This is a genomic window from Burkholderia sp. AU32262, assembly GCF_020419985.1.
Lineage (GTDB): Bacteria > Pseudomonadota > Gammaproteobacteria > Burkholderiales > Burkholderiaceae > Burkholderia > Burkholderia semiarida.
The window spans coordinates 141,149-153,163 of record NZ_JAIZRS010000019.1 but is presented as its reverse complement, the minus strand read 5'-3'; the positions used below and the strand labels follow the sequence as shown (position 1 = coordinate 153,163).

Here is a 12,015-nt window from a genome sequence, read left to right as displayed (position 1 = left end):
GCGCACCGGCCGCCGCCGGCAGCGCGCCGGCTTCGACGAGCACCGGCTCGACCGCCGTCGCGAGCCCGAGCACCGCGGCGACCGTGGCCGGGCGGGCAGGCGGCGCGGCGGCGTCCGCGGCAAGCGCGGCGGCGTCGATACCTTCACCGTCGGCCAGCGCCGAGGCGGATGCCGCTTCGGCCGGCGCGCGCGGCGCCGGCAGGCAGCGGGTCGCGGGCACCGCGCTCAGGTGCCGGTGGCCGGCCGCGGTGAACGCGTCGCAGATCGTGCGGAACCACGCGCGATCGACGACGGCCAGCACGCGGCGCCCGTCGGGCAGGGCGGCCGGATCGAGCGCGATGTGGCAGCCGAGCGGATCCTGGATCAACTGATCCTCGACGATGTTGGGCAGCGCCTGACGCAGCTTCGGCCCCTTCAGCGGCGGCACGGTCGCGGCCAGCAGCAGCACGTCGCGCGCGGCGACGATCAGCACCGTTGCGTTCGCGCGCGGCAACAGCGCGAGCGCGGTGCGGCCCGCGCGCTGCACCTGGCCGGCCTTGTCGACGAGCATGAACGGCAGCTCGGGCCACTGCCATTCCTGCAGCGGCACGGCCGGCTCGCGCGGCGGCAAAGAAACAATCAACGTGCTCACAAGCGCTCCTCTCCCGATTGGCGTCGTTATAGCTGATCGCGGATGCGCACGATCCGCGTCGAGTGCGTGGTCGGATCACGATACACGAGCGAGGTACGGTCGACCTCCGCGCGTTCGTGCTGGATCCGGCCATGCACGATGAAATAGCTCGAATTGACGTCGACGAGGCTCGAGTCGATCGTCACGTTCGGCGGCGCGCCGGCGCCGCGCAGCGCGAGCTGCACGTCCCCGACGTTCCGGAAAAACACGGTCTCGCGGCGCGCGACGAGCGCCTGCGCGGACGACACGCTCATCCCCGGTATCAGCGCGGCGATCACTTCGGCCGGCGCGGTGTTCATGTTCACGGGCGTCGTGGTCGGCAGCACGGTGACGAACGGGCGCAGCCGCGCGACCATTTCGGGTGTCACGCCGTCGACGTCGAGCAGGCTGTCGACGCGCGTCATCATCAGCGGCGCGGGCCCGCGCTCGCCGCCGGCCATCCCGGGATCGTCGGTGAAGCCGCTGCCCTGCATGTCGCCGCTCGTCACCGGTGCGGTCGCGGCATTCGCCGCGGTGCCGCCGCCGCCGGGCAGGTTCGGCATCTGGAATCGCGTGGCCGAATGCAGCAGCCCCGCGCGCACCTGCAGCGCGATGCGCTTCGCGAAGGCACTGTCGTAGCCGAGCGTCGTCAGCAGGCGCTGGAACGCCTGCATCTGCGTGACGTTCAACTGCAGCACGCCGGGCGCCGGCGACGACACGAGGTTGCGCAGGTTGAACTTCGCCTGCGCGTCCTCGATCGAGCCGGACAGGTAGGTGTCGTCGCCGCCCGTCTCGTTGGGCGCGCCGATCCGGCCGAGGAAATCCGACAGCTTCGTCTTCGCGATCGGCACGCCCCAGATCCCGCCCAGATACGTGATGCCGGGCGCCGTGTCGCCTTCGGAGCGCAGGATCATTCGCGTCCAGTCGAGCGCGCCGCGCGCGACCCACTGTGCCTGCGCGATCACGCGCTGGTTCTCGATGCGGCGGATCTGCACCTGCTGGCGCCACAGCATCCCCGACACGAGGATCGCCGACAGCGCGACCACGAGCAGCGCGGTGATGATCGCCGCGCCGCGCTGGCGGCGGGCAGGCATTCGACGGAAAGGGCGCGCACGCATCGTCATTCCCCGACGAGGAAGATGCGCGTGACCGGCACGCGCAGCGACGTCGCGCCGATGCTGACCTGCAGCCCGGTCACCGCGCGCGCGGGCGGCGCGTTGCCGAGCTGCGGCACCTTGAGCGCGTCGTTGTTCTGCGCGAGCGCTTCGTCGGCCGTCTGCAGGTTGGTGGTCCAGCCCACGCGCGGCACGTACAGCTTCGCGTCGATCGCGCCGACGCCGCCCATCAGCGCGACCCAGCTCCAGCCTTCGACGCTGCTGTCCTTCAGCATCGTGCGCAGCCGGTTCGTGTCGTCGACCGGCGGCGACGCATAGCGCACGACGCGCCCGCCGGCGATCCGGTAGCGGACCACCTGCAGCCGCGGCGCGACGCCCGGCACGTCGAGCTCGCGCACGATCTGCAGCGTATTGCCGGCGACGCCGATCGCCGGCTGGCCGGCCTCGTCGTCGGTCGCGGCGAGCCGCGCGTCGATGCGCATCTGGTCGAACATCTGCGCGAACACGCGCTCGTCCTCCATCGCGGCGGCCACCTTGTCGCGGCCGCGCATGATCTGGTCGAGCCCGCGCCAGGCGAGGATCGCCACCACCGCGAGGATCGCGATCGCGATCATCAGCTCGATCAGCGTGAAGCCGCGGGCGCGGCGGCCGGCACGGGCGGACGGGCGTCGCATCGGCGCGTCAGAGCGGACGGCTGGTTTCATTCGCGACCACCGTCACCATCTGCGCGAGCACGCCGGAACGGCCGGGCATGCTCACCGAAATCCGCACGCGCCGGAACACCGGGTTCGGCGTGGTGCTCACGCGCTGCGTGCAGACGAGCTGCACGTTGCCTTGCGAGCAGTCGAAACTCTGCTCGCCGACCTCCGGCCACGCATGCGTGAGCCGCAGTTGCGCGAGCGCGTTGTCGGCGCTCCAGCCGGCGAGCAGGCGGCGATGCAGGTCGGACGCATTGGTCGCCATCGTGCCGACCGCGCGGATCGACGCGGCGAGCGCGACCGCGATGATCGCGAGCGCGACCAGCACCTCGATCATCGTGAAGCCGCGGGCGGAAGAAGCGGGGAAGGGCAGGCGACGACGCATCGTCATTGCACCTCGTAGCGGCCGTTGCCGGTGCCGACGATCGTCGCGCTGCCGGCGGCCGAATGCAGCGTCACGCGCACCGGCGTGTCGATGCTCTCGGTGCCGAACACGACGCGGTTCGCGCGCGTGTCCGACCCCGGGTAATCGATGTCCGCGCCCGTGACGCCGCCGTCCCAGTCACGCGGGCGCAGCAGGTCGTCGCGCAGCGTGCGCCAACCGTCGGGAGAGCTCACGTCGAACTGGAAACCGTGCGCGGTCGGCTGCCACGCGATCGGCCGCGCGCGCACCTGCGCTTCGTCGCCGGCCGTCTCGAACAGCAGCGCGATGCGCTGCGCTTCCTCGCGCAGGTCGGTGCGCGGATTGCGCGTCAGCGACAGCGACGCGAGCGACACGAGCAGCCCCGCGATCACGAGCACGACCAGCATTTCGAGCAGCGTGAAACCGCGCGCGCGACGCCGCGCCGCGCGGGGCGTCGTCAAGCCGCCATCGGCGCCCGCCGGGACGGACGGCACCGCACCGCGATGCGCACGGCAATCGCGGCCGCAGCGGGAGGTCGTGCGAATGGCGAGCATGAAGAACGGGAATGAAACGTCGGGCCGATCAGCGCCGGCTCATTGCCACGAGCCGATGTCGGAGTCGTTGCTTTCGCCGCCTTCCTTGCCGTCGGCGCCGTAGCTGAACACGTCGATCTCGCCGTGCACGCCCGGGTTCAGGTACTTGTACCCGTTGCCCCACGGATCGTTCGGCAGGCGCTCGAGATAGCCGCCGTCCTTCCAGTTGTTCGGGATCGGATCGGTGGTCGGCTTCTGGATCAGCGCGTTCAGGCCCTGTTCCTGCGTCGGATAGCGGCCGTTGTCCAGACGGTACAGCTTGAGCGCCTGCATGATCGTGCCGATGTCCTGCTTCGCGGCGATGCGGCGCGCCTCGTCCGGGCGGCTCATGATCTTCGGCACGATCAGCGCCGCCAGGATCCCGAGGATCGCGACCACCACCATGATCTCGATCAGCGTGAAACCGCGCTGACGACGCACGGCCGCGTTGCGGCGAGTGATCCACGTTTGCATGACTGACTACCTCTTTCCAAAAAATGTCGTCGATTGAGTGACGCACCCGACAGGCATTCCGGAATGCCGGCCTGACGACAGGCTTCCGATACCCCGGGCGCGGAGCCCGCATTGTAAGGCGCGCATCGCCGAGGGCTTTCACCCAACGCAAATTTCACATACATCCGTACAATAGCGCGCATGAACGCGCTCTCGATCCGGATCCTTTCCCTCGCCCTCTTCGCGGGTTTGTGCGCGACGGCCACCTACTGGGTCGTCACGCTATCGGCCCGCGAAGCGCCGCTGCCCGCCGCCGCCGCGCGGCTGCCGATCCGCACCGAGGACGCCGCCGCGCTCTTCGGCGGCCAGCTCGACAAGAATCCCGTCCAGGACATCCACCTGTTCGGCATTCTCGCGCTCGATCATGGCGGCGCCGCGATCGTCGGCATCGGCGGCGAACCGCCGCGCGCCGTGTCGCTCGGCGCGGAGCTCGCGCCCGGCGCGAAGCTCGCCGAAGTGCGCAGCCGCTCGATCATCGTCGACCGCAACGGCGCGCGCGCCGAAGTCCAGCTCCCGGCGAACACGCCGTCCCCCGCGATCTACATGCGCTGACGGCCGCGGCCCGGCACGCGGAATCGGGCCGCCACGTCACTGCACCATGTTGTTCAGCTCGATGATCGGCAGCATCACGGCCAGCACGATCACGAGCACGATGCCGCCCATCGCGAGGATCAGCAGCGGCTCCAGCAGGCTCGTCAGGAACATCGTGCGGCGCTCCAGCTCGCGCGCCTCGCCTTCGGCCGCGCGATCCAGCATCGTCGTCACGTCGCCCGTCGCTTCACCCGAACGAATCAGGTGCACGAGCACCGGCGGAAACGTCTTCACGTTGTTCAGCGCGCGCGACAGCGCGGAGCCTTCGCGCACGCGCACGATCGCGTCGTCGATGTTCGCGCGCATCGCACGGTTCGACAGCGTCTCGCCGGCCGCCTGCAACGCACGCAGGATCGGCACGCCGGCCGCGGTCAGAATGCCGAGCGTGCTCGCGAAGCGCACCGTGTTGTAGCCGCGCACGAGCTTGCCCGCGAGCGGCGCGGTCAGCACCCAGCGATCGAACGCGAGCCTGGGCCCGGCGCGCGACAGCGTCGCCTTCACGAACCACACGACGAGCGCGACCGCGATCAGGATCGCCCACCACCAGTGCCGCACGAATTCCGACAGCGCCATCATCACGACCGTGAGGATCGGCAACTGCTGCTTCGTGCTCGCGAACACGTTGACGACCTGCGGCACGACGTAGCTCAGCAGGAACGTGACGATGCCGAACGCGATCAGCGTGACGATGCCCGGATACGTGAACGCCAGCAGGATCTTCTGCTTGAGCGCATTGCTCTGCTCGATGTAATCGGCGAGGCGCGACAGCACGATGCCGAGCTTGCCGGTATGCTCGCCGGCCGCGACCAGCGCGCGGTAGATTTCCGGAAAATCGCGCGGGTGCTGGCCCAGCGCATTCGCGAGCGAATGGCCGCCGAGCACTTCGGCGCGGATCGCGGCCATCAGTTCGCGGATGTAGTCGCGCTCGGCCTGCTCGGTCAGCACGCCGAGCGCCTCGTCGAGCGGCAGCCCCGCGATCAGCAGGCTCGCGAGCTGGCGCGTGAGAATCGCCTGTTCGCGCTGCGACAGCTTGCGGCCGAACGCGAGCCGCTGCGAACGCGCGCCGCGCGTGGCGCTCGCGGCCGGCTCGACGACGAGCGGCGTGAGCCCCTGCGTGCGCAACTGGCCGCGCGCGGCGCGCGCGCTGTCGGCATCGATCACGCCTTTCTGCGCGCGTCCCGCCGCATCGATTGCTTCGAAACGGAATGCCGGCATCGCGCTATGCGCCTCCCGTCACGCGCAGCACTTCCTCGAGCGACGTCGCGCCGACCGCGAGCCAGCGCTCCGCGTCGTCGCGCAGCGTGCGCATGCCTTCCGCGCGGCCGGCGGCCAGGATCTCGGCATCGGCCGCGTTGCGGTGGATCAGCGCGCGGATCGACTCGTCGACCAGCAGCAGTTCGTAGACGCCGCGCCGGCCCGAATACCCCGAATGCCCGCACTTGTCGCAGCCGACCGGATGCCACACGGTACGGCCTTCCTCGTGCCGTTCTTCCTTGCAGACCGGGCAGAGCTGGCGCACGAGGCGCTGCGCGAGCACGCCGAGCAGCGACGACGCGAGCAGGTACGGCTCGACGCCCATGTCGGTCAGACGCGTGACGGCGGACGCCGCGTCGTTCGTATGCAGCGTCGCGAGCACGAGGTGGCCCGTCAGCGACGCCTGCACCGCGATCTGCGCGGTTTCGAGGTCGCGGATTTCGCCGATCATGATCACGTCCGGGTCCTGTCGCAGGATCGAGCGCAGCGCACGGGCAAAAGTCATCCCGATCCGCTCGTTCACCTGCGTCTGGCCGATGCCGGCGAGATCGTATTCGATCGGGTCCTCGACGGTCATGATGTTGGTCGTCGCGGTTTCGAGCCGCGACATCGACGCGTACAGCGTGGTCGTCTTGCCCGATCCGGTCGGGCCGGTGACGAGCACGATGCCGTGCGGGCGGCCGATCAGCTTGTCGAACTGGACGAGCGTATCGCGGCCCATCCCGAGCGCTTCGAGGTTCAGGCGCTGCGCGTCCTTTTCCAGCAGACGCAGCACCGCGCGCTCGCCGTGCCCGGTCGGCAGCGTCGACACCCGCACGTCGACCGGCCGGCCGCCGACGCGCAGCGTGATGCGGCCGTCCTGCGGCAGGCGCTTCTCCGCGATGTCGAGCTGCGCCATGATCTTGATCCGCGAGATCAGCGCGCCGTGCAGCGCCTTCTTCGGGCGCACGACGTCGCGCAGCGTGCCGTCGACGCGAAAGCGCACGACCGACGCATTCTCGAACGGCTCGATGTGAATGTCGGATGCCTGTTCGCGGGCCGCTTGCGTGAGCAGCGCGTTGATCATCCGGATGATCGGCGCGTCGTCTTCCGATTCGAGCAGATCCTCGACTTCGGGGATGTCCTGCATCAGCCGCGACAGGTCGACTTCGCCTTCGACCTCGCCGACCACCTGCGCGGCGCTGCCGTCCTGGCGCGCGTAGGCCTGGTTGATCGCCTGCGCGAGCTCGTCGGCCGGCACGCGGTGCACGGCGATCGAGCCGAAGTTGCGCGCGATCTCCGCGAGCGCGGCGTCGCTCGTGCGTTCGCTGATCCACACCTCGAGCGTGTCGTCGAGCTGATGCGCGATCAGCACCTGGCCGCTCTTCGCGAAGCCGTACGGCAGCAGGCGCGCGGCCAGCGGCGACGGCGGCTGGCGCTCGCCCGGCGCGCCGTCGTGGGCGGAGGACGCGAGCACGTCGCTCACTGCGAGGCTCCCGGCGCGGTGGTCAGCGGCTGTTGCGGCACCGCCTGCTGCGGCACGCCCTGCGGCTGCGCGGGCGTCGCTTCGGGCAACGGCTGCGCCGGCACGGGCGCGACCTGGCGCTGCAACTGCTGGCGGCGCATCTTGTCGAGATCGAACAGGTTGCCGGCCGGCGTGCCGCCCTGGCTCGGGCCCAGCGGCATCGGCGGAACGACCGGGTCGTCCTTGTCGCGGATCACGTTGTTGTCCGACTTGTACGCGCCCGTCACGCCCTGGATGTAGTCGTAGCGGTTCGCGGTGACTTCCTGCGCGGTGCTGCGATCGGAAATGATCACCGGGCGCAGGAACACCATCAGGTTGGTTTTCGCGCGCTGCTTCGATTCCGAGCGGAACAACTGGCCGATCCACGGGATGTCGCCGAGCAGCGGCACCTTGCTGTTCGACACCTGGTAGTTGTCCTGCATCAGGCCGCCGAGCACGATGATCTCGCCGTTGTCGGCGAGGATCGTCGACTGGATCGAGCGTTTCGTGAAGGTCGGGCCGGTCTGTGCGTTGGTGGTGCCGCTGACGACCGCCGAATCCTCCGTGTAGAGCTGCAGCTTGAGAATCCCGCCGTCGGTGATCTGCGGCTTCACGTGCAGCGTCAGGCCGACGTCGCGACGGTCGTAGGTATTGAATGCGTTGCTCGTCGTGCCGCTCGTCAGGTTCGAATACGAGCCGGTCGCGATCGGCACGTTCTGGCCGACGACGATCTTCGCTTCCTCGTTGTCGAGCGTGATCAGGTTCGGCGTCGACAGCACGTTCGCGTCGCTCACGCCCGCGAAATACTGCAGCAGCGCGCCGAGCCCCTGCACGCCGAACATGTTGTGCAGCCAGCCGATGTTGAGCCCCTGGCTCAGCGAGCCGAGGTTGGAGGCCAGCCCGCCGCCGGTGATCCCGCCGGCGGCGTTGGTCACGCCGCCCGCCGTCAGGTTGATGATGCTGTTGCCCAGCCCCAGCCCGGGGTTCAGGTTCGTGCCGCCGAGAAACTGGCCGCTCGCGACCTGCCACTGGATGCCGAGGTTGCCCTGCGTCGTCGAGTTCAGCTCGACGATCAGCGCTTCGATATAGACCTGCGCGCGCCGCGCGTCGAGCTGGTCGATCACCGAGCGCAGGTTCCGGTAAACCGGATCGGACGCGGTGATGATCAGCGAATTGGTGGCCGAGTCGGCCTGGATCATCCCGCCCGGCTGGTTGTCGTCGCCGCTCTTGTCCTTGTCGCCGCCGAGGAGGCCGCCGGTGCCAAGGCCGCCGCCGGACGAGCCGCCGCCATACGCGGACGAGGACGACGAACCGCCGAGGCCGCCCGACGGCAGCGGCGGGGTGCCCGACGTGCCGGTCGAGAAGTTGCCGCTCGACGACGAGCCGCCGTTCTGGTTGAAGCTGTTCGCATCGTTGGACGACGCCGACGAGCCGCTGTCGTTGCCGCCCTTGCCGAGCATCCCGCGCAGCGTCTTCGCGAGCTTCACCGCATCGGCGTTGCGCAGCGGCACGACGTGCATGTTGCCGGGCGCCGCGCTCGGTGCGTCGAGCTGCTGCACGAGGCGCTTCGCGGCCGCGAGGCGCGACGCGCTCGACGCGCGCAGCAGCAGCGCATTGGTGCGCGGGTCGGCCGTGACCGACACCTTCAGCGTCGCGTCGCTGTTGCCGATCGCGCCCGGGTCGAGCATTTTCTGCAGCTGCGCGGCGAGGTCGATCGCGTTTGCATTGCGCAGCGGCACGACCTGCACCTGCGCGCCCGCGGCGCTGTCGACGCCCGCGATGATCTGCGCGATGCGGCGCACGTTGTCCGCATAGTCGGTCACGACGATCGTGTTGTTGGCCGGGTAGGCCGTCACCGTGTTGTTCGGCGAGATCAGCGGCCGCAGCACGGGCAGCAGGTTGTTCGCCGATTCGTTGCGAAGCTCGAACACCTGCGTGATCACCTGGTCGCCGCGCGCCTGCGGCGCGTTGCCGATGTAGGTCGGCACGCCCTGCAGCTTCGCGTCGGCTTCCGGCACGACCTTCAGCACGCCGTGATCCTGCACGAGCGCGAAGCCCTGCATGCGCAGCGCGGACTGCAGCGTCTTCAGCGCCTGGTCTTCCGGCACCGGCCGTTCGGCCACGAGGTTGAGCTGACCCTTCACACGCGGGTCGACGATGATGGTCTTGCCGGTCGCGGCGCCGATCGCTTTCGCGACCTGGTCGATGTCCGCATTCACGAAGTTGAGCGTGACCTGAGCGTAGGCGGCCTGCGAGACGATGATGCCGGCCACGAGCAGGGTCGTGGCAACACGCCGCATAACGAAGCGATTTCTTGTCATGGATGAATGGGTCGATGCCGGCTCAGGCCACTTCCGGCGGTAGTGCTGAGATCCAAGTCCGAAAAGGGCGACATTAGCAGTTTTTCATGTCCGAAATATCACATTGATCCGAAGACTGTCTCACATACGACATGCGTGCGGTAAATCGTATGCAATATGTAAGGATCGGCGCAACCCTTCGCGCGGCGGCCCTCACGCTTTTTTGCGATGAGCCGACACGAAAATGCGGTATAACCGGGCTGCCGTATTCCTGCCTGTCGCAATTCGACGGTCTGCCGGTATGATACGGGCGGCACGTTTCTCGTCGCACTAATAACACGCACGGGTTTTCCCGAGCTTCGCGCCATTCCTTTTCGTTTTTCGCACGATGAACAGACGGTTCGCTTCGATCGCGTTGATCGCCGCTGGCACATGGTTCGCCAGCGGTAACGCGCGCGCGGATTGTTTCGACGAAGCGGCCAGGTATCAGCAGGTCAATCCGCTGATCCTGCGCGCGATCGCCTGGCAGGAGTCGCGCAACCGGCCCGATGCGCTGAACAAGAACACGAACGGCTCGGTCGACTACGGCCTGATGCAGATCAATTCGATCCACCTGCCGACGCTGTCGCGCTACGGGATCGGCCGCGACACGCTGATGGAGCCGTGCAAGAACGTGTACATCGCCGCGTGGCATCTCAAACAGAAGATGAACCGCTACGGCAACACGTGGCAGGCGGTCGGCGCCTATCATTCGGAAACGCCGTCGCTGCGCGACAAGTACGCGCGGCAGATCGCCGGCATCCTCGCGCAATGGAAGCTGCTGCCGCCCGTGCAGACGACTCAGTCCACTCAGGCCGCGCAGACCACTCAGTCCGCTCAGTGATTCCGCGCCGCGTCGCCGGCCGATGCCGGCCGGCGCCGGGCCGGCCGCGCGCGTTTGATGCACAATGCGGGCTGACGCCGCCGTTTCGCCCGTGCGCGGGCCGATCGCGCCCCGCCAGGGCGCCGCGGCCGCTTTTTCATCTTTTCCGTTGGTGCAAATCATCATGAATCCGGCAATGAAACAGCCGTTGCCCGTCACCGTGCTGTCCGGCTTCCTCGGCGCCGGCAAGACCACGCTGCTCAACCACGTGCTCGCGAACCGCGCGGGCCTGAAAGTCGCGGTGATCGTCAACGATCTCGCGGCGGTCAACATCGATGCGTCGCTCGTGCGCGATGCGCAGGCGCTGTCGCACGTCGAGGAGCGCCTCGTCGAAATGTCGAACGGCTGCATCTGCTGCACGCTGCGCGACGATCTGCTCGTCGAGATCCGCAACCTCGCATCCGAAGGCCGCTTCGACGCGATCATGATCGAATCGACCGGCATCGCGGAGCCGATGCCGATCGCCGAAACGTTCACGTTCGTCGACGACGACGGCGCGTCGCTGTCGGCCATCGCGCGGCTCGACACGCTCGTCACCGTGGTCGACGCGTACAACTTCCTGCGCGACTACGGCTCCGACGACGCGCTCGCGACGCGCGGCATCGCCGCGTCGGAAGACGACGACCGCACGCTCGTCGAACTGCTGATCGAGCAGATCGAATTCTGCGACGTGCTGGTGATCAACAAGGCCGACCTCGTCGGCGCGGACGATCTCGCGCGCCTGCAGCACATCCTCGCGCGCCTGAATCCGCGCGCGCATCAGGTCGTATCGACGTTCGGCAACGTGCCGCTCGACGAAGTGCTGAACACCGGCCGCTTCGATTTCGACGAAGCCGCGAATGCGCCGGGCTGGCTCGCGTCGCTCGATCGCGACCACACGCATTGCGACGATCCCGACTGCCATGACGACCATCATGCGCACGTGCACGGCGAGGCCGACGAATTCGGGATCGGCAATTTTGTTTACCGCGCGCGCCGTCCGTTTCACCCGGCACGGCTATGGGCGCTGCTGCACCAGGAGTGGCCGGGCGTGCTGCGCAGCAAGGGTTTCTTCTGGCTCGCGACGCGCAACGACATCGCCGGTTCGCTGTCGCAGGCGGGCGGCGTATGCCGGCATGGCCCGGCGGGTTTGTGGTGGGCGGCGCAGGATCGCGCGGAATGGCCGGACGACGACGAGCTGCTCGCCGAAATCCGCACCGAATGGCTCGGCGATCTCGACGATCGCACGGTCGGCGATCGCCGGCAGGAGCTCGTGCTGATCGGCATCGCGCTCGACGCCGATGCATGGCGTGCGAAACTCGATGCGTGCCTGCTCACCGATGCGGAGTTCGCGCTCGGCGCGGCGGGATGGGCGGCGCTCGACGATCCGTTCCCGGCGTGGGACGTCGATTCCCACGACGACGACGATCACGGCGACACGCAGATCGTCCATGCATGATCGCGTTGGTAACGGCTTGTAAAAGTAACCGTTAACTTTTGCAAGAGCGGCGCGAACTGTGGCGAAAATGCCGCGCG

The 12,015-nt window shown here is 68.5% G+C and carries 12 protein-coding genes; 3 read left to right on the top strand and 9 right to left on the bottom strand.

From position 1 onward, the window contains the following. The 6 genes from gspL to gspG all read right to left on the bottom strand — a co-directional run. Window positions 1–631, bottom strand: a 631-nt coding sequence (gspL, locus tag LGN10_RS22865) for a type II secretion system protein GspL (protein ID WP_226225095.1), incomplete at its 3' end; no start/stop codon positions are given. 26 nt (window positions 632–657) lie between these two features. Continuing rightward, window positions 658–1,767, bottom strand: a complete 1,110-nt coding sequence (gspK, locus tag LGN10_RS22860; protein WP_059580677.1) for a type II secretion system minor pseudopilin GspK — start codon at window positions 1,765–1,767, stop codon at window positions 658–660. Window positions 1,768–1,769: 2 nt separating this feature from the next. Further along, window positions 1,770–2,468 (bottom strand): type II secretion system protein J, encoded by a 699-nt coding sequence (locus tag LGN10_RS22855; protein WP_081059070.1) that lies wholly within the window; start codon window positions 2,466–2,468, stop codon window positions 1,770–1,772. Then, window positions 2,446–2,853, bottom strand: a complete 408-nt coding sequence (gspI, locus tag LGN10_RS22850) for a type II secretion system minor pseudopilin GspI (protein WP_059580427.1) — start codon at window positions 2,851–2,853, stop codon at window positions 2,446–2,448. Before gspI ends, LGN10_RS22855 begins: the two co-directional genes overlap by 23 nt. Continuing rightward, window positions 2,850–3,419 carry a GspH/FimT family pseudopilin gene (locus tag LGN10_RS22845; protein WP_089464411.1) on the bottom strand — a complete coding sequence of 190 codons (570 nt, stop codon included), beginning with the start codon at window positions 3,417–3,419 and terminating at the stop codon, window positions 2,850–2,852. The genes gspI and LGN10_RS22845 overlap by 4 nt, the downstream gene beginning before the upstream one ends. A 39-nt stretch (window positions 3,420–3,458) precedes the next feature. Beyond that, a complete protein-coding gene (gspG, locus tag LGN10_RS22840) occupies window positions 3,459–3,911 on the bottom strand; it encodes a type II secretion system major pseudopilin GspG (RefSeq protein WP_027783126.1) in 453 nt (150 codons plus the stop codon). Window positions 3,912–4,091: 180 nt separating this feature from the next. On the opposite strand from gspG, the gene LGN10_RS22835 reads away from it, so the two are divergent. Beyond that, on the top strand, window positions 4,092–4,502 hold the full coding sequence (locus LGN10_RS22835; RefSeq protein WP_011882773.1) for a hypothetical protein: 411 nt from the start codon (window positions 4,092–4,094) through the stop codon (window positions 4,500–4,502). A 36-nt stretch (window positions 4,503–4,538) separates the two neighbouring features. Here LGN10_RS22835 and gspF read toward each other — a convergent pair whose 3' ends face one another. From gspF to gspD, 3 genes are read right to left on the bottom strand one after another with little or no spacing between them, the layout of a single operon-like run. Then, window positions 4,539–5,756 (bottom strand): type II secretion system inner membrane protein GspF, encoded by a 1,218-nt coding sequence (gene gspF, locus LGN10_RS22830; protein ID WP_059638548.1) that lies wholly within the window; start codon window positions 5,754–5,756, stop codon window positions 4,539–4,541. Between the two features lie 4 nt (window positions 5,757–5,760). Beyond that, on the bottom strand, window positions 5,761–7,251 hold the full coding sequence (gene gspE, locus LGN10_RS22825; protein WP_319001254.1) for a type II secretion system ATPase GspE: 1,491 nt from the start codon (window positions 7,249–7,251) through the stop codon (window positions 5,761–5,763). A gap of 5 nt (window positions 7,252–7,256) precedes the next feature. Next, on the bottom strand, window positions 7,257–9,599 hold the full coding sequence (gene gspD, locus LGN10_RS22820; protein WP_124658491.1) for a type II secretion system secretin GspD: 2,343 nt from the start codon (window positions 9,597–9,599) through the stop codon (window positions 7,257–7,259). A 367-nt stretch (window positions 9,600–9,966) separates the two neighbouring features. Between gspD and LGN10_RS22815 the strand changes: the two genes are divergently transcribed. Then, a complete protein-coding gene (locus LGN10_RS22815; protein ID WP_059638543.1) occupies window positions 9,967–10,461 on the top strand; it encodes a lytic transglycosylase domain-containing protein in 495 nt (164 codons plus the stop codon). Window positions 10,462–10,624: 163 nt separating this feature from the next. Next, window positions 10,625–11,938: a GTP-binding protein gene (locus LGN10_RS22810; protein ID WP_060966944.1), complete on the top strand. Its 1,314-nt coding sequence runs from the start codon at window positions 10,625–10,627 to the stop codon at window positions 11,936–11,938. Window positions 11,939–12,015 lie beyond the last annotated feature (77 nt).

Excerpts from the sequence above, each read along its gene's own strand:
- LGN10_RS22835 (WP_011882773.1), top strand. The coding sequence starts at position 4,092 with ATGAACGCGCTCTCGATCCGGATCCTTTCCCTCGCCCTCTTCGCGGGT.
- LGN10_RS22815 (WP_059638543.1), top strand. The coding sequence starts at position 9,967 with ATGAACAGACGGTTCGCTTCGATCGCGTTGATCGCCGCTGGCACATGG.
- gspD (WP_124658491.1), bottom strand. The coding sequence starts at position 9,599 with ATGACAAGAAATCGCTTCGTTATGCGGCGTGTTGCCACGACCCTGCTC.
- gspG (WP_027783126.1), bottom strand. The coding sequence starts at position 3,911 with ATGCAAACGTGGATCACTCGCCGCAACGCGGCCGTGCGTCGTCAGCGC.
- gspK (WP_059580677.1), bottom strand. The coding sequence starts at position 1,767 with ATGCGTGCGCGCCCTTTCCGTCGAATGCCTGCCCGCCGCCAGCGCGGC.
- LGN10_RS22855 (WP_081059070.1), bottom strand. The coding sequence starts at position 2,468 with ATGAAACCAGCCGTCCGCTCTGACGCGCCGATGCGACGCCCGTCCGCC.
- LGN10_RS22845 (WP_089464411.1), bottom strand. The coding sequence starts at position 3,419 with ATGCTCGCCATTCGCACGACCTCCCGCTGCGGCCGCGATTGCCGTGCG.
- gspF (WP_059638548.1), bottom strand. The coding sequence starts at position 5,756 with ATGCCGGCATTCCGTTTCGAAGCAATCGATGCGGCGGGACGCGCGCAG.
- gspI (WP_059580427.1), bottom strand. The coding sequence starts at position 2,853 with ATGACGATGCGTCGTCGCCTGCCCTTCCCCGCTTCTTCCGCCCGCGGC.
- LGN10_RS22810 (WP_060966944.1), top strand. The coding sequence starts at position 10,625 with ATGAATCCGGCAATGAAACAGCCGTTGCCCGTCACCGTGCTGTCCGGC.